The sequence below is a fragment of the Arthrobacter sp. TB 26 genome (assembly GCF_000427315.1).
Classification (GTDB): domain Bacteria; phylum Actinomycetota; class Actinomycetes; order Actinomycetales; family Micrococcaceae; genus Arthrobacter.
In genome coordinates this window covers 1-16,595 of the sequence record NZ_AUPJ01000343.1, presented here as the reverse complement: position 1 = coordinate 16,595, position 16,595 = coordinate 1, and the positions used below count along the sequence as shown (strand labels likewise).

The 16,595-nt window shown below is 63.0% G+C and carries 20 protein-coding genes and 1 pseudogene; 2 read left to right on the top strand and 19 right to left on the bottom strand.

Annotated features, from left to right (window positions below; all coding sequences use genetic code 11):
- The 16 genes from K789_RS0113195 to K789_RS0113120 form a co-directional block, all read right to left on the bottom strand.
- On the bottom strand, positions 1-1,150 hold a 1,150-nt coding region (locus K789_RS0113195; RefSeq protein WP_024367160.1), incomplete at its 3' end, for an AAA family ATPase.
- An 84-nt stretch (positions 1,151-1,234) separates the two neighbouring features.
- The gene (gene cpaB / locus K789_RS23090; RefSeq protein ID WP_237739600.1) at positions 1,235-1,918 is read right to left on the bottom strand and encodes a Flp pilus assembly protein CpaB; all 684 of its coding nucleotides are present in this window, start codon (positions 1,916-1,918) and stop codon (positions 1,235-1,237) included.
- Positions 1,919-1,962: 44 nt separating this feature from the next.
- Positions 1,963-2,976 (bottom strand): pilus assembly protein TadG-related protein, encoded by a 1,014-nt coding sequence (locus tag K789_RS0113185; RefSeq protein ID WP_237739599.1) that lies wholly within the window; start codon positions 2,974-2,976, stop codon positions 1,963-1,965.
- 11 nt (positions 2,977-2,987) lie between these two features.
- Entirely contained in the window at positions 2,988-3,362 is a 375-nt protein-coding gene (locus K789_RS0113180) for a TadE/TadG family type IV pilus assembly protein (protein ID WP_024367158.1), read from the bottom strand.
- A 98-nt stretch (positions 3,363-3,460) separates the two neighbouring features.
- Complete coding sequence (locus K789_RS0113175) at positions 3,461-3,676, bottom strand: Flp family type IVb pilin (protein ID WP_024367157.1); 216 nt, start codon at positions 3,674-3,676, stop codon at positions 3,461-3,463.
- A 271-nt stretch (positions 3,677-3,947) separates the two neighbouring features.
- Complete coding sequence (locus tag K789_RS0113170) at positions 3,948-4,163, bottom strand: Flp family type IVb pilin (RefSeq protein WP_024367156.1); 216 nt, start codon at positions 4,161-4,163, stop codon at positions 3,948-3,950.
- 8 nt (positions 4,164-4,171) lie between these two features.
- Positions 4,172-5,047, bottom strand: coding sequence for a type II secretion system F family protein (locus tag K789_RS0113165; RefSeq protein WP_024367155.1), 876 nt, complete (start codon positions 5,045-5,047; stop codon positions 4,172-4,174).
- Between the two features lie 9 nt (positions 5,048-5,056).
- Positions 5,057-6,010, bottom strand: coding sequence for a type II secretion system F family protein (locus K789_RS0113160; protein WP_024367154.1), 954 nt, complete (start codon positions 6,008-6,010; stop codon positions 5,057-5,059).
- Positions 6,010-7,326 carry a CpaF family protein gene (locus tag K789_RS0113155; protein WP_237739601.1) on the bottom strand — a complete coding sequence of 439 codons (1,317 nt, stop codon included), beginning with the start codon at positions 7,324-7,326 and terminating at the stop codon, positions 6,010-6,012. Before K789_RS0113155 ends, K789_RS0113160 begins: the two co-directional genes overlap by 1 nt.
- Before the next feature lie 140 nt (positions 7,327-7,466).
- The gene (locus K789_RS0113150; protein ID WP_024367152.1) at positions 7,467-8,669 is read right to left on the bottom strand and encodes an AAA family ATPase; all 1,203 of its coding nucleotides are present in this window, start codon (positions 8,667-8,669) and stop codon (positions 7,467-7,469) included.
- A complete protein-coding gene (gene cpaB / locus K789_RS0113145; RefSeq protein ID WP_024367151.1) occupies positions 8,666-9,457 on the bottom strand; it encodes a Flp pilus assembly protein CpaB in 792 nt (263 codons plus the stop codon). The genes K789_RS0113150 and cpaB (K789_RS0113145) overlap by 4 nt, the downstream gene beginning before the upstream one ends.
- Before the next feature lie 21 nt (positions 9,458-9,478).
- Positions 9,479-10,444, bottom strand: a complete 966-nt coding sequence (locus tag K789_RS0113140) for a TadE/TadG family type IV pilus assembly protein (protein WP_024367150.1) — start codon at positions 10,442-10,444, stop codon at positions 9,479-9,481.
- Positions 10,432-10,830, bottom strand: coding sequence for a TadE/TadG family type IV pilus assembly protein (locus K789_RS0113135; protein WP_024367149.1), 399 nt, complete (start codon positions 10,828-10,830; stop codon positions 10,432-10,434). The genes K789_RS0113140 and K789_RS0113135 overlap by 13 nt, the downstream gene beginning before the upstream one ends.
- Before the next feature lie 81 nt (positions 10,831-10,911).
- On the bottom strand, positions 10,912-11,112 hold the full coding sequence (locus K789_RS0113130) for a Flp family type IVb pilin (RefSeq protein WP_024367148.1): 201 nt from the start codon (positions 11,110-11,112) through the stop codon (positions 10,912-10,914).
- A 32-nt stretch (positions 11,113-11,144) separates the two neighbouring features.
- Positions 11,145-11,345 (bottom strand): Flp family type IVb pilin, encoded by a 201-nt coding sequence (locus K789_RS0113125; RefSeq protein ID WP_024367147.1) that lies wholly within the window; start codon positions 11,343-11,345, stop codon positions 11,145-11,147.
- Positions 11,346-11,615: 270 nt separating this feature from the next.
- The gene (locus K789_RS0113120) at positions 11,616-12,281 is read right to left on the bottom strand and encodes a prepilin peptidase (RefSeq protein ID WP_024367146.1); all 666 of its coding nucleotides are present in this window, start codon (positions 12,279-12,281) and stop codon (positions 11,616-11,618) included.
- A 294-nt stretch (positions 12,282-12,575) separates the two neighbouring features.
- Here K789_RS0113120 and rplM point away from each other — a divergent pair, with 294 nt between their 5' ends.
- Together rplM and rpsI are read left to right on the top strand one after the other, a co-directional pair.
- Complete coding sequence (gene rplM, locus K789_RS0113115; RefSeq protein WP_024367145.1) at positions 12,576-13,019, top strand: 50S ribosomal protein L13; 444 nt, start codon at positions 12,576-12,578, stop codon at positions 13,017-13,019.
- 36 nt (positions 13,020-13,055) lie between these two features.
- Positions 13,056-13,565: a 30S ribosomal protein S9 gene (gene rpsI, locus K789_RS0113110; RefSeq protein ID WP_024367144.1), complete on the top strand. Its 510-nt coding sequence runs from the start codon at positions 13,056-13,058 to the stop codon at positions 13,563-13,565.
- 104 nt (positions 13,566-13,669) lie between these two features.
- Here the strand turns inward: rpsI and K789_RS23085 are convergent.
- The 3 genes and pseudogenes from K789_RS23085 to istA form a co-directional block, all read right to left on the bottom strand.
- Positions 13,670-14,485, bottom strand: a pseudogene (locus tag K789_RS23085) (IS110 family transposase); the annotation flags it as partial.
- Between the two features lie 62 nt (positions 14,486-14,547).
- A complete protein-coding gene (istB, locus tag K789_RS0113100; RefSeq protein ID WP_024365140.1) occupies positions 14,548-15,306 on the bottom strand; it encodes an IS21-like element helper ATPase IstB in 759 nt (252 codons plus the stop codon).
- Positions 15,303-16,547, bottom strand: coding sequence for an IS21 family transposase (istA, locus tag K789_RS0113095; protein WP_024365141.1), 1,245 nt, complete (start codon positions 16,545-16,547; stop codon positions 15,303-15,305). Before istA ends, istB begins: the two co-directional genes overlap by 4 nt.
- Positions 16,548-16,595 lie beyond the last annotated feature (48 nt).

Genomic DNA, 16,595 nt, shown 5'->3' with positions numbered 1-16,595 from the left:
CCCGCCACGCAGGATCGAACCTGGCCACAAGTTGCTTGAGCCCCTTGACGGCAGGGTCCTTGCGGCCGTCCTGCAGGACCGGAATGCCGCGGTTGGTGGAGAAAGCCACGGCTTTGGAGCGGGGGATGCTGACATCCACGGGTGCGCCGATGGTGGCTTCCACGTCCTGGACACTGAGACCGGACTTGGAATCGGCCATGTTCAGGACCACATGGCGGGTTTCCGGCAGCAGGTCCAGGCGGCGGAGGATTCCGAGGCCGGAGCGGAGCCCCCGGATACTCGGGACGTCCATGCCCGTGACCCAGACGACGTCGGTGCACTGCTCCATGGCGGCCAGGCCTACCTCGGGCAGGCCCGGAGCGGTGTCCACCACGACGTACTGGAACTGTTCCGCGAGTTGCTCTAGGAGCCGGGAGACCTGTTGCGGGGTGATGTCGTCGGCTTCCTCCGGGCTCCGTGGCGCGCAGAGGGCGTAGATGTTGCTGGGGTGGACGGTCAGGAACGCCTTGAGCACCAGGGAGTCGTGGCTGGCTGCGGCGGAGACCGCGTCCATGACCGTGTGCTCCGGGTTCAGATAGAGCCCGGAAGCCACGTCCCCGAACTGCAGATCCAGATCGACGATGACGACGCCCATCGGCGCGACCTTGCCCAGCCCGATGGCGATGTTGGTGGCGATGGTGGTCTTGCCGACGCCGCCCTTGGGGGAGAAGACGCCGATGACCAGGCCTTTGGGACCCTCGGCCTGTTGGACGGCTGAGGTTCGGCTCCGGCTCGTGTAGGACTGGCAGGCCCGCTCCAGCAGCATGCGGATCTGCGCCGGGTCGGCGTCCGGACTGAGGATGTCCCGGATGCCGGCGCGCATGGCGAGCAGGATAAAGGCGGGGTCCGGCTCGCCGACCAGGACGACGCTGAGCTCCGGCAGCTGCACGTCGAACACGGTGGCGAGGCGCAGGGCGTCCTCGACCGGCATGTCCGGCCCCAGGATGAGCACCTCGGGACGCTCCTGGTTCAGGTTCGCGAACAACTCGCCGGGGTCCGACGGGTTGACGAACGCGAAGGTCTGCAGCCCGCCTTGGAGCCCACCGGCCAGGGCCTGGCGGACACGGGAGTCGAAGTCGGTGTTGGGGGTGATCAGGACAAAGCGGCTCATTTGTAGACCTCGCTCTTCTGCATGATTCCGGGGCCGCTTTCCTTGGCGTTGAGCGGTTCCTTGCTCAACCACAGCGTGGCGAATTCAGAGGCGAAAACAATCTTTGATGCATTGACATCGTTGACGGCCACGGTCAAAAGCAACATGCCGGTGGGAAGCGACGTGTCCTCCACCGGTCCGGCGGCCGAGNGAGCCGCTGGCCGACGGCTGCGGGGTGGGGGCCGCAACCGGGGCACGCTGCACTCCGGTCACCAAAACCTTGTGGATGGACAGCTGGGTGGTTTCCTTGTCCGGCTTGGCTTCAATGCCCCCGCTCTTCATGGAGATGAACACACCGACGTAGTCTCCGGGGGAGACCTTGCCGCCGACGACGCGCTGGGGATCCACCTGGAAGGAGATCTCCTGCAGCCCCTCCGGCACTGCCACGCTGCCGCTCGACTTGAGGGCTTCCGGCGCGACCAGCCGTTCCGCGACGAGCTGCTCACCCGGGAGCAGCTCGACGGCGGTCACTTTGTCAGCCATGCCGTCGAGGTTCTTCAGCGCTGACTTGGTGACGGCCTTGCCGGGGAGTTCCTCGCTCGCCACAAAGGCTGCCAGGGCGGCAACCGAGGTGCCGGCGGGCACGGCCTTCTTGACGACGAGGACGGAGACCGGGTCCAGTCCCTGCACGGCCCTGGTGTCGGCACCCTGGGCATAGCTGACGACAAGAATGGCTCCGATCATGGCGAGTACAACGGCCGCCAGGCCTGCCAATAAGCGTGACTTCAAAAACTGCTCCTGAACCGGTTAGAGAACTACTGGGTGAAAACGAGTTATTTGGTGAGGCGGACGATGGTCGCTCCGTTGGAGTCAACCGGCCCCAAGGAGAAACCGTCGGCAAGTGAGACATATTTGATGAAGCTTCCGATGAATCCCCGACAGTTCCCGTCGCAGGCCACCGAAGCCGGGACGTAGGCAGTGGTGTTTTGGAATGAGTTCGGCAACTTGTTGTCACCACTGAAACTCCAGCCCTTGACCTTGAAAGCGGCAAACGAGACGAGACCGTAGATGGCGCCGGCCCCGGTGCCGGTCACCCTGTCGAAGACCGGCAGGAAGACAACAACATCCCGTCCGGCACTGATCTCTGAGGCCCAATTGGTGAGAGTCGCCTGGCAAGAACCGGGCGCACTGTTGCCGGGGTCGCTGCCGCCTTCGGCTACAGCAAGATCGATCAGCGCCCCGCAGATTCCTGGATCGCTGGTCAGCCAGCCGAATCCGCCTTCAACGGCGGCGCCCGACGGACCATACAGGCAGTCGTCGTTGGCGTTGCTGCCGTGGTTCTGCAGCCGCTGCAGGGTGCCGTCGACATGGTTCTTCACCTGGCAGATGGAGAAGGCGACGGGGAACGCCGTCGGGCCTGATTTTGGGCTGCCCCAGGTGGCAGTGGAGGCGGCGGTGACCTCCGCCGTGTTGATGCCGAGGGCGCGGGCGAAGAACAGCGAAACCTGGTTGGGGGCCCTGCCGGCTTCCTGGGAGCCCGCGGTGACGGTGACGGTGCGGGCCGCCGTGTTCAAGGCCAAGGAGGCGACATTGCTGAGCCCGTCGCCGGCGTTGCTGCTGGCCAGGTTGCGGGCCATTGTTGAGGAGGCAGCGCACTCGACATCGGCGACATTCTTGGCGCACCTCTGTGCGATGGCGATGGCGGCGGCATCGGATCCGTTGCGCAACTGCGCCCGCTCGGCGTAGAGCATTCCGACGTCGACCGCCACTGCGGCAAATCCCAGCAGCACCACCATAAGGAGCGCGATGAGCACGCTGACGGCGCCGCTCTCGCGGTCGTCAGGCACCAGATGCCTGTTCAACCGCCGCACAGCATCACTCCCTTGCCTTCCATGGCAAAGGGACCCGCTATTCCAGTCATGGTGGAGAGCGAATACGTGATCTTGAGTGTCACTTGAGCCCCGGTGGTGCACGTGGCGGGGGTGATAGTTATGTTTGTGTCGGCTAGCACCGGTTTCAGTGCCGGGGCTGAGCTCTTCGCCGCCGTTCGGGCGGCGGCGGCATTGTTGTTGATAGCCATGACCCGGACGCCTTCACGGGCTGCGCTGGAGAGCGTGATCTGCGTGTTGTAGGCCCGGCCAAATTCCATGATGCCGAGTAGCATCATGACCAGAACCGGTGCCAGGAGGGCAAACTCCACTGCGACGGCGCCCCGTTCCGATGTTTTGGACATGGGGACCGCCTTCCTGGAGGGAGTTGGGTTTGGAGACGGCTGTGTGGTGGAGGCCCAGCCACCACCACACAGTTGATGGCCTTAGGAACTGAGCCGCCTTACGGAGCCGCGGGTGGTGCGCAGACTCCGGTGCTGCTGCCGCTGATCGTGCACTGCACGTCGTTGAAGGTGTTCACCAAAGTGTCACCGAGCGCGGTCACAGCGATGATGATGACGACGGCGATGAGGCTGACCATGATGCCGTATTCAACTGCGGTGGCGCCGCGCTGGTCACGGCGAAGGCGGGTGGCGAGGTTGGAGAAAAAGGAACGCATGGGTGACTCCTGAGCGAGTTGGGCGGCTGGCCCTGCACCAGCACTGAGAGGAACTTAGCAAGCCGCGACACGCCCACGATTCGACCTTGACGCATCCTGTGCCAAGGCTTGCCAAACTGCACGTTCCCTGCGCAGATTCTGCGCCGGGCTTGCGCCGCAGCGCAGACACAGGAGGACCCCCTTGGCTCTGGGGTCCAAGGGGGTCCGGTCTGTGGGGCGCAAGTGCGCCGGTGCGGGAGCGTTGCAACCCGCATTTCAGGAGGCGAGTCGGCTAGGGGAGGCCCAGTGCGGCCCTGACCCCGTCGCTGAGCCCGTTGAAGTAGACGTTCAGCGCGGTGCCGAAGGCGCCCACCCCGGCCACGATGACGATGGCGATGAAGCCGACAAGGATGCTGTACTCGGTGGCTGTGGCGCCTGCCTCCTCGGAGATGAACCTGGTCCGGACGTCGTCGAGCTGGCGTCGGACTCGTGCTGCGATGCGTGACATGCGGACTCCTAGGAGAATGCGGCGATGATGTTCATAACAGCGGGGCCCAACAGGATGATGAAGAGCGTGGGAAAAATGCAGAAAATCAAGGGGAAAAGAATCTTCACCGGGATCTTCATGGCGTGTTCCTCGGCACGTTGCCGCCGCTTGGTGCGCATCTCTTGCGCCTGGCTTTTAAGGACCTTGGCGATGGCGATGCCGTAGGCGTCCGCCTGGACAATCGAGCGGATGAAGCTTCGCAGGTCCGCAACATCAACGCGATCAGCCATCGCCAGGTAGGCTTCCTTCCGCGAGCGTCCTACCTGGATGTCCTGTAAGGTTCGGACGAACTCATCGGCCAGTGGGCCCGTGCCGTTCTTGCCAGTCCGGCCCATCGCTGCTTCGAAACCCAGACCGGCCTGAACCGAGATGAGCATCTGGTCCAAAGCATTGGGAAGTTCCTGCTGAATGGCTGCCCGCCTCTTCTGTCCATGGCTCCTAATGAGCAAATCCGGGGCAAAATAGCCGAAGGCAAGCGCGCCGACCAGGACGGCAAGCTTCACTGGAGACGGACCGGCAAGGAAATTGAGGACGCCGACCACCCCTGCACCCAAGGCAAGCAAGGGCTTCGTGACCAGCAATCGCTCCAGCGGCCATTTCTTGGGCCGTCCGGCGGCAGCCAACTGTTTGTCCAGCCACGCTTCGTAGCTGCCGGGTGTCAAGCGCAGGATGAGGCCCGTGTACTGCTGGGACAGCGAGGTTACTCCCTCGGACGCTTTGGCGGTCAGACCGAGGTTTACCTGGACATTCCGGGCGCCAGCATGGTCGGTGCTGAACGCCAGCCAGACCAGGAGACTGGCGGGAATGATGATTGCGAGCATGGCGCCGAGCGCTATGGGTGACATGGCGGCCTCCTAGTACTTTGCCTTGACAAGCCGGCTCAACCAGAAACCGCCGGCGGTGAGCATCAACGCGGACACTCCCAACATCAGGTACCCGGGCACCGTGCTGGTAAACGTCTTGGCATATTGCGGATTGATGAGGATCAGGGCAAAGAAGAGCACGATTGGCAGGCCCATCAATACAGCGGCGGACATGCGACCTTCGGCACTGAGAGCCTGGACTTGACGCTTGATTTGGTTGCGGTCGCGGATCGTCTCGCCCACGTGGTCCAGGACCTCGGCGAGATCTCCGCCCACTTCACGGTGGATTTCGATGGCCTGGGTGATCCAGCCGAAGTCCTCGCTGCCAGTTCTCTGTGCGACGTCGTTCATCGATTCAGCGAGTTCGCGGCCGATCCGCGTCTCATTCACGATCCGGCTCAACTCTTCGGACATCGGCGCGTCGCTCTCCTTGGCTGAAGCATCGATCGCCCGAAGAAGGCTGTGGCCCGCACGCATGCTCCCGGTGAGCATCTGCAGGGTATCCGGCAGCTGTTCGTCAAACTTGGCCCGCCGACGGGAAGTCCGCACGTGCAGGTACGCGAGCATTCCGGCAGGGACCGCCACTGACAATAAGACGGCAGGGAACGGGCCGCCCAGGAAGAAGCCAACGACGGCGCCAACGACGGCGCCCGCGCCCATCATGAGCAAGAAGTCGGCGGGCTGAATTTTGAGCCCGGCACTTTCAAGCCCGTCGCGATCGACCAGGGCGCCGTTGCGCTTACCGATCCGTTTGTTGATCACGCCGACTGCAGCGTCGGTCAGTTTGGTAAGGCCCGATGTCGTGTTGACGGCCTCCGGCCGGCGCCGTGAAACCGGGATGACGCTTCCGGACTTGAAAACGACGCCGAACACGAGGATGACTGCCGCGTAGACCAGCAGGACACCAACGAAGAAGAGACCCGCTGGTGCGTCGGTGGCGCCCATTACTTGCCCCTCACTGGATGCGCGCCGAAGACGGACGGCGAGATCTGAATCCCGAGTTCGATGAACCGGTCCGTGAACCGTGGACGGACACCGGTCGGGACGGGCTTGCCAAGGAAGCGGCCGTGAGCGTCGAGCCCGGCCGAGTAGTCGAAGACGAAAGCATCTTGAAGCGTGACGATGTCGCCTTCCATGCCTTGGACCTCGGTGATATGCGTGACACGGCGGGTTCCGTCGCGGAGCCGGGAGATGTGGACGATCAGGTTCACCGCCGAGGCGATCTGCTCGCGGATAGCCCGGAGCGGCAGATCCAGCCCGGCCATCAGGACCAGGGTTTCCAGCCGCGCCACGGCATCCCGGGGGGAGTTGGCATGGACTGTTGAGATGGAACCGTCATGCCCGGTGTTCATGGCTTGCAGCATGTCGAGTGACTCGCCGCCTCGCACCTCACCGACGACGATCCTGTCTGGCCTCATGCGCAGGGAATTGCGGACCAGTTCCCGGATCGAAACTTCACCCTGGCCTTCGATGTTTGCTGGCCGGCTCTCCAACCTGACCACGTGGTCCTGTTGCAGCTGGAGTTCCACCGCATCTTCGATGGTGACGATTCGGTCCGTGGCCGGAATGAAGGACGAGAGCACATTCAACATGGTCGTTTTGCCCGTACCGGTGCCGCCCGAAACAATGATGTTCATCCGGGCCAGCACGCAGGCTTCGAGAAGCTCCGCCATGTCAGGGGAGAGACTTCCAAACTGGATGAGCTTCTCTACCGTCAAGGCCTCCCTTCCGAACTTCCGGATCGTGAGGGACGCTCCATTGACCGCCAGGGGCGGAATGATGGCATTGACACGCGAGCCATCAGCCAAACGTGCATCCACCAAGGGCGAGGACTCGTCGATGCGCCGGCCCACTCTGGAAACGATGCGCTCGATGACACGGCGAAGGGCGTCCTCGCCGCTGAATTTTGCGTCTGTCCGGAACAGCTGGCCGTTACGTTCCACATAGATCTGGTCCGCGCGGTTCACCATGATTTCCGTCACCGTGGGGTCTTCCAGGAATCGCTCCAGTGGACCGTGCCCTAAGACGTCGTCGATGATTTCTTTCGTGAGCCTCTGGCGCTCGCCCGCAGAAAGAGGCACCTGTTCCTCGTCAACTACGATTTTCAACTCGTCTTTGACGTATTTGTGGAGCTCTGCATCATCGAGGGAGGAATCAGTAAGCCGGGAGCCGAGGCGCTCATACAGGGCTTGGCTCGCCCGCTCCTTGAGTCCGGCCAGGGCTTCGCTGGCAATGCCGGCCGTCGGACTATGCTCAATCACGGCCGCTGTGGTCTGTTCCGCGACGTGGGCTTCATGGATGAACCCCAGGGTTGCCGGCGTCGCGAAAGGGGCCGTGGGCACCACTGCATTGGGCAACTCGTCGGGCTCCGAGTGGAGTTTTGCGAACCTATTGGAGAGTGTCACTGTACTACCGCCCTTCGGTGAAGCTTCTTATGCGGACGGGCTTCCCAGTTGGGTTTGAACCGGTCGACCAATTGGCGAAGGCCTTTGAGCGCCGCATCCCGGCTGCCGTCCTGCAGCAGCGGAATCCCTTTGTTGGTTGAGAACGGAAGTGTCCTGGAACGAGGCAGGACGATGTCGACGGGAGCGCCGATGGTGGCCTCAATATCCTGGAGAGTGAGTCCGGTCTTCTTGTCGGCCATGTTCAGGACGATGTGCCGGTTGGCGGGCATCAGCTCGAGCTCGGACAGGATCTGGAACCCGGTGCGGATACCCCGGATGCTGGGAATATCCATGCCACAGACCCAAACCGCGTCAGTGGCTTGTTCGAGCACAGCGAGCACGTGTTCGCCCAGTCCCGGGGCCGTGTCCACCACGACGTACTGGAATTCAGACTTAAGCTGTGTCAGCAGATGCGAAATATGCTCGCCTGTTATCCTGTCCATTTCGATCGGGTTGTTCGGGGCACACAGCGCATAGATGTTCGCCGGGTGCATCGTGAGATAAGTCTTGAGCACCATCGCGTCCTGGGTCGCGGCGCCCGCAACGGCATCCGTAATCGTGAATTCCGGTTGTAGGAGGAGCCCGCTGGCTACGTCTCCGAACTGGAGGTCGAGGTCAACAATGACAACGCTCATCGGCGCCGTCTGGCCCAAACCGACTGCCAGGTTCGTGGCGAGGGTGGTCTTTCCCACTCCGCCCTTGGGCGACATGACCGCGATGATGCGGCCGCCATCGGCCATCGGGCCTTCCCCGGCCGTAGGACCGAGCCCCCGTCTGCGACCAGCAGCGGCCAACCCGGCCCGCTCAACCGCCGCGCGGATAGTGTCGGTGTCCGCATCCGGCGACACGAGATCCCGGACGCCGGAACGCATCGACTGCAGAGTGGTGGCGGGATCTTCCTCAGCTACCAGCAGGATGCTGATCTCGGGAAATTGAAGATCAACGATGCTGGCGAACTTGAGCGCATCGACGATCGGCAGTTCCGGGCCCAGGATCAGGACCTCAGGCGGCTCCCCGCTCAGCTGACTCAAGACTTCGTCGGGCCCGGAGGGAAGATAGGCTGCCTGGAAATAGTGCAGTGTCCCCCGCATGGGGGCGGTCGCTATCCGCACCCGGCGCTCGTACTCGGCATTCGGAGTGATCAGAATGAAGCGGCTCATCGGAACAACCTCGTCTTATCCAGGACGCCGGTGGAGTTTTCTATGGCGTCTGCCGGCTCACGGGAGAGATAGATCTTTCCGAATTCCGCGGCGTAAACCAGCTTCTCGGCATCGGCGGCGTTTCGGGCAAAGGTGATCAGGTAAGTATCGCCGGAATTCTGTTTCTGGTTATCGGCGGTGAGGGCTCCCTGGCTGGAGTTCTGCTGAGCCTGCGCCTCCGTTTGCGCGGCGGCACCGGAACTGAACTGAACACCTGTGACCAGAACCTTGTGGAAGACCAGCTGCGTAGCGTTGCCCGCAGCGGGTTGCCCGCTTGTGGTTGCTGACGAGTCGCCGGTGGCCGAGATGAAGATGCCCACGGTATCCCCGGCCTCCACCCGCCCGCCGACAACGCGGTCGATGCCGAGCCGGAAGGTGATCTCCTGGAGACCCGCAGGGACCTTTACCCGTGCCGGGCCCAGATAGGCGTTGGCTTCAACAAGCCGGCTGTTGAGCAGCTGCTCGCCGGGGACCAGGGCCACAGAAGTGACTTTGTTACCCAAGGACGCGAGATCCGCCACCCGGTCCGCGGCAACGGCGCCGACCGGGACTGACTTGGTGACGACGTAGTCACCGAGCTTGTCCGCGGGTGTTCCTGCGGCCACATCCTGTTTGACGACCAGGACGTCCGTGGTTTCGGTGTTTGCCAGGGCCCGTTTGTCGGCGCCCTGGACGTAGTTGAAAAGAATGATGGTTCCTATGACGGCCACAACGAGTGCGGCGATGCCCCCCAGCAGGCGAGTTTTCAATTTTTTCCCCTTAGAACTGCGTTACTTAATGAGTTTCGGAGGCAGGTCGACCCCGCCGCCGGTGTAGCCGCCGCCCCCGTACTTCGTGGGGTCGGCCACCCATGAGACGAACCGGCCGCGGATGCCGCGGTCTGATCCGCTAAGACCGGTCAGGTCACCTCCAGTCATGCCTGGAAAGCTGTAGCCGACCAGCAAGAATGCTGCATAACCCTTGATGTAGTACTTGGCGTTGGCTCCTGTCCCGGACGCCGTGGAAAAGACCGGAAACATCACCACGGTGTTGAGGTAGCCCTCGATGAGCGGCTTGCATTCGGATGGCATGCTGAGGCCGGTTTTCGTCATGGCATACGGGTCCGTGATGCCGGCCGTGGCCGGATCATCGGCGAAGACGGTCGTGGCACAGTCGCCTGGATTGGTCAGCAGCCACTCAAAGCCGCCGGGGATCACACCCCCCGAGGGACTGTCGCTGGCGCAGGTTTCGCTGCCATGCGTGAGGATCGTGTGAAGTGACCCGTCGACGTCAAACTGGCAGGGGGCGAATGTAAGCGGAAGGGCAGCCGGGCCAGAGCCGGGCGATCCCCACGTGGCGGTGGCCTGCGCTCCGACCGTTACTGGACCAGAGTTCAGTGCGTTCGCAAACATCTTCGACAGGAAACTGGATCCGCCGTTCTTGGTGGACGTCGTTACCGTCACCTGGCCGGCAACGCTGAGATCCACGCTGGCAGCGCTTGCGTTGTCGTTGGAATTGGCATTGGCCAGGGGGCCGGCGAGTGCAGATGTGCAGGGTCCGGTTGCGCAGCTGCGCGCTACCGCGAGTGCTCCGGCGTCCGCCCCGTTCTGCAACTGGGCCCGTTCGGCATAGATCTGGCCGACGTCCACCGCTACTGCCCCGACTCCGATCAGGGCCATCATCGTGAGACCGACGATCACTCCTGCTGCCCCGCGTTCAGTGTCCTGAGGATCCGTGCATCCGATTAGCCGCCGCATTGCATGGCTCCTTTGCCGGTGAGGACCAACGAGGATCCGAAGAATCCAGTGAGTGACGTGCCCGTGTACTTGACCGTCACGACCGACGTCGGAGTAGGGGTCGTGGCCGGGCAGGCCGCCGCCGAATAGTCGAACGTCAGCAGCCCAGTATTGATCGATGGTGCGCCGGCTATACCGGCGGCGGTCGCCTTCACGGTGTCCTTCGTAATGGCCATGGTTCTGGCGGCTTCGCGGGACGCCTGTGTCACCGAAACCTGGACGTTGTAGGCGTTGGAGAACTCGACAACGCCAATGATGAGGGCGACGAGTAAGGGAGCGACTAGCGCGAATTCGACGGCCACCGCCCCGCGCTCACGGCTATTGGCTGTTTTTGTGCTGCGTTTCAACGGGTCCCCCTGGACAGTTGCAGCCTGAATTAAGTGTGGGTGTGCCGCGCAAACCCGCGCGGCACACCCGTTGGGCCTGAGCTACCATCCACCGACAGTGCCGGCAAGGCCACTGAAGAAGGTATTCAGGTTGGTGCCGAATAGCGTGACACCGGCGACGATTACCAGCGCGATCAGGCCCACAAGCAACGAGTACTCCGTTGCCGTCGCACCCTTTTCGGATGAGGCTCGATCGGTGGCTGGTACCAGGAATGCCTGAACGGCGAGCATGAACTTCAACATGGCGGTGAGACCTTTCCGCTTCGCGTTCCCGATTACCAGGCGCCGACCTTGCCGGCGAGGCCACTGAAGAAGGTGTTGAGGTTGGTGCCGAAGAGGGTCACGCCGGCGACGATCACGAGGGCGATGAGACCGACCAGCAGAGAGTATTCGGTTGCCGTGGCTCCCTTTTCTGATTCGAGCTTGTTCTTGACGCCGGTTACAAAAGCGAGCATTGAGACCATGAGACCAGTCATTGTGAATTCCTTTTCCAGAGTTTTTGAATGTGTAACGAAATTCCAGCAAATCCCCTTTTGCCAACCCACTGGAGCTCCGTTGGGTCAACAATTGCATGGCGATTAACGGCACAGCAATGCATCGGAATACTCGAATTTTCTGGGTGGAAATGGAGGCACCACCTGTGCCTGTTTTCCGGTGTACTCAGTTCGGGGCGGAGACCGCGGATCAACTACGTGGTTTGGTACGCCCGCTTACTAATGAGGTCAGAGGTACGGCAGTTGCAGGAGTTACGGAATAAGCACGATGATGGCGATCCCTGCGGCCAGCATCGAGGGCCCGTAGGCCACCTCTTGTGGCTTGTTTTCGCGGTTTTTCAGCACCAGAACGATGGAGGCGATACCGCCGGCAATGAACGCCAGGGCTCCGCCGTAGAAAAGCTGCGCCCAGCCTAGGTAGCCCAAGTACAGTCCAAGTGGTGCGGCGAGCTTCACGTCACCCATTCCGAGGCCGTTTCCGCTGGTCAGGGCCAAAATTAAGTAAAAAAAGAACAAGATTGCGGCCCCGGCGGCTCCGCGAAGCAGGTCTCCGGCAGCTCCCGAGGCCAGTGCAGCGAAGCCCAGTAGCGCGAGGCCGGCCCCAAACAGGGACCCCACGAGCCGGTTTGGCAGCAATTGATGCACGATATCGATGCGCGCCAAAGGAACAGCGAAAATGCCGAGTAATACGTAAGCGGGAAGTTCGGCCGCACTACCGAACCGCCAGGCCAGCAGGGCAGAGAGGGCAAAGGTGGCCGCCGCCGTCGTGATTCTCAGGCGCGTGGTGGGTTCGCCGGCCAGCTGGGGGAGGGCCCGCCGGACAAGGGCGTCCGCCAGCAGCCCCAGGCACATTCCGGCCAGCCCGATCCCGGCAATAAACAGCGGCGATGCGGAGCCTGCGGCGGCGGTGTCGAACACTGTTCCTCCAGGGATGCGGCGGGCCGGCGGCTGGCTGGATGCATCCGGACACCCCATTTTGACCCAGAGACACGTCTTCCGCTATTCTTGGTAGTCGTTGTGCGTGTCCTTCTCGATGATGCGTGCCCGCTTGGGAATCCGGTTGCAGGATGACTACCCAACGTGCACATTCGAGACTTCAGGATGACTGGTTACATAGAGCCCTCACCTCTGTTCCGGTAACGCATAGATAGTAGGTGCACCTTCGTGTGACGCCTAAAACAAGAACGCCAGAACAAGAACGAGGCAAACACCGTGCGTACGTACACCCCGAAGCCCGGCGATATCAACCGCCAGTGGCACGTCATTGACGCCACCGACGTTGTCCTTGGTCGTCTTGCCAGCCAGACCGCAATCCTGCTGCGCGGCAAGCACAAGGCCACCTTTGCGTCCCACATGGACATGGGCGACTTCGTCATCATCATCAACGCTGAAAAGGTTGCCCTCACCGGCGCCAAGCTGGAGCAGAAGCGCGCATACCGCCACTCCGGTTACCCGGGCGGCCTGACCTCCGTCACCTACGCGGAGCTGCTGGAATCCAACCCGGTCCGCGCCGTGGAGAAGGCCATCAAGGGCATGCTCCCGAAGAACTCCCTCGCTGCACAGCAGCTGGGCAAGCTGAAGGTTTACAAGGGTGCCGAGCACCCCCACGCCGCCCAGCAGCCCAAGACTTACGAAATCACCCAGGTCGCCCAGTAGTCCTGGCCACCAACCAACTTTTAATCAAGGAGAATCGTGGCTCAGAACGAAGAACTGACCACCGAGGCCGTTGTGGCTGAGGAAAACCTGACCAGCTACACCTCGGAAAGCGGTCCTGCGGAAGCAGAAGCGCCCAAGAAGGAACGCCCGGCCCTCACGGTTGCCGGCGCAGCAGTTGGCCGTCGCAAGGAAGCCGTCGCGCGCGTTCGTATCGTGCCCGGCACCGGCAAGTGGACCATCAACGGCCGCGAGCTGGCGAACTACTTCCCGAACAAGCTGCACCAGCAGGATGTCAACGAGCCCTTCAAGATCCTCGATCTTGACGGCGCCTACGACGTCATTGCCCGTATCCACGGTGGTGGCATTTCCGGCCAGGCCGGTGCCCTGCGCCTCGGCATCGCCCGTTCACTGAACGAGATCGACACCGAGAACAACCGCGCCACCCTGAAGAAGGCCGGTTACCTGCGCCGTGACGCCCGCGTCATCGAGCGCAAGAAGGCCGGTCTCAAGAAGGCCCGTAAGGCTCAGCAGTACTCGAAGCGTTAATCGCGCTTGCCGAAAGCCCGTTCCGCCATTGTGGCGGGGCGGGCTTTCGCCGTTTCCGGGTAGGTCAGGTCCCACCGGTGGACCTAATACGAAAGTAAGGCGCCTCAGGCGGCGGTGGCCGGGGTGACAGTGACGTCAAAACCCAGGCTGTTGAGTTTTTTTGATGGCGTTGTTTTTGGCTTTGACGGGGTCGAGCCGGCTGAAGTGATCGGCGCCGGGGTCGGCATAGCATTCGCCGTCGGCGAGCAGGTGCCAGGCTGCAGTGAGGATCGAGTGTTCGAGGGCGACGATGGCTTTCATCGGTCCGCGCCGGGCAGCGATGCGCCGGTATTTTGCGGCCAGGTAGGTGTCCTTGCTTCGGGAAGCGGACAGCGCTGCGGTGCCCAGTGCGGCTTTGAGTTATTTGTTGCCGGGCAGGATGTGCGCGGATCTCCCGGGATGGCGGCCAGGAATTCCCTGGCGGCACGAAAGGGCGTCATCGCCTCCTCGATCCGCCCGGTGAGCGCTTCGATGATGCGGGACTGGGCATCAATCTGGTCCAGGTGCAGCCGGGCCATGAACGCGTGATGGGCCTTGAACCGGCCGGTCAGGGCCTCGACGAGCTCGGGGATTTTGGAGCGCAGGGTTCCCCTGGCAAGGCCGGCGTGGACTTCGGGGTTGCGTTCCCTCTCGATGAGGGCTTCGAGCATCGCCCGGGAAGAGACCCCGGTCAGGTCAGTGACCACCGAGGAGAGCTTGATCCCGGAGCCCTCCTGGAACTTCTCCAGGCGCTGGATTTCCCGGGTCCGGTCACGGGTGGCGATGGACCGGGCCCGGTTCAGGTCCCGCAGCTCCCGGATCGCCTCCGGCGGGACGAAGGAGGCCCGGAGCAGGCCATGCGCGCCGAGCTGAGCCAGCCAGGCCGCGTCGGAGACATCTGTTAACGCCAACCCAAAACAGGGCCATTAGTGCCAGTTGAAAACAGGGCCACTTGTTGTTCGTTCTATTGTGCCGTACTGGCCGTGGGCTGGTGTTTTCTGAGCCGGTAGCTTTTGCCTTTGAGGCTGATGACGTCGGCGTGGTGGACGATCCGGTCGATCATGGCCGAGGCGATGGTCAGGTCCCCGAAGACGTCGCCCCAGCGGGCGAAGGGCAGGTTGGACGTCAGAATCATCGAGGCGTGTTCATAGCGGCTGGAGACCAGCTGAAAGAACAGGTTCGCGGCGTCCTGGTCAAACGGGATATAGCCGACTTCATCGACCACCAGGAGACTGTAGCGGCGTAGCTTGACCAGTTCCTGGGCGAGTTTCCCGCGGGAATGAGCCTCCTGCAGGCGGGCGACCCAGCCCGTCGCGGAGTCGAAGAGGACCCGGTGCCCGGCCTTGGCCGCCTTGATGCCGATGCCGACCGCGAGGTGGGTTTTGCCGGTGCCGGGAGGCCCGAGCAGGACCACGTTCTTGGCCTCGGAGAGAAATACGCTGGTGCCCAGGTGAGCGATGAGGTTCCGGTCCGCGGAGGGCTGGTGGTCGAAGTTGAACTCCTCGAGGTCCTTGTGCGCGGGGAACCGGGCGGCCTTGATCCGTGTCGCGGCTCCGGAGGCTTCGCGTTCGGAGACTTCCCGGGAGAGGACGGCGGCCAGATACTCCTCGTGCGACCAGCCGGCGTCCCGGGCCTGGTCCCCGAGGCGGCGGAACCCATCGCTGATCCGGGGTGCGCGCAGCGCACGGGCGTAGTACTCGATCTGCGAGGGTGTCCCGCTCATGACGCCGCCTCCAGCAGCACGGCCGGGTCCTGTCCGAGGTCGATGCCGAAGATCTCGTCGTAGGCGGCCAGATCCCGGATTTGCACGGCTTCCTCGGGTTCGGGGCGGCGCACCCGCTGGGTCCGGAAGTCCCGGCGCATCACCGCCGCGCGGGCGACATGGGCCGTGTCGGTCACCACCAGATGCCGCGCCCAGGCCCGGACGTGGGTGGCGATGAGCACCCCATCGTGCGTGACCCAGACGGTGTCCAGATCAGCGGTGACATCCACGATCCGCCCAATGAACGACGGGTCCACGGAATAGTCGTTGGAGAACACCCGCACGTAGTAATCCCGCGGCAGCCGCACCGCGTTGCGGAATACCGTGTCCGGTGTCACCGGCGGTAGTTCCCGCATCTTCTCCCGGTCCAGGACGATCAGCTCGTCAGGACGGCCGTGGCGGGACCGGGAATACCGGTGGTTGGCCTTGGGCAGCCAGTCCTCCAGCTGACCGTTGAAATCCGCTGGTGAGCGGAAGTCCCGGCCCGGCATGAAGCGTTGCCGGAAGAACCTGTTCATCCGCTCGACCATGCCCTTGGACTCCGGATCCCGCGGCGGCAGCAGTTTGACCTCCAGCCCCAAGGATCCGGCGAACGCGGCCACCGGCTCCGTGGGCCGGCGCCGACCGATGCCGGACTCGTTGTCCCACAACAGCCTGGACGGAACCGCCTGCGCATCCTGCAGCAGCGCCCACATCCCACCGATCAAATCCGGTGTCGTGCGGGAGGGCAGCATCCGTGCCTGGATGAATCCCGAGAACGCCGAGGTCATCACCAGCACCGGGGGCGTGTCAGTCTGACCCTCACCGACGGGTAGCGGATCATGCGGGAACCACAAATCGCACTGGACCTGGAATCCCGGCTCGTGGACCAGACGGTCGGCCGGGTCAGGCGGAGCGTATTCAGGCCGGATCGCGGCGACCTTCGCCCGGAACAGCGACGCGGAACCGGACCAACCAACCCGCTCCGCCAGCGTTGCGGCCGGCATCGTCGGAGTCTTCACCAACAGCTCCCGCACCCTGGGAGCAAACGCATCAAAACTCGATACTCCCGCTGCCCGCTGGTACTTCGGCACCCGGTCCGACTCCAGCGCACGCTCCACCGTTCCGCGGGAAACCCCCACGATCCTGCCGATCTCACGCTTCGAGTGCTTGCCCGTCGAAAACAGGTGGCGTATCTCCGCCCAATCATCCAAATTGATCACCTTCCATAATGGTCGGTGGCCCTGTTTTCAGTTGGCGTTCCTGGCCCT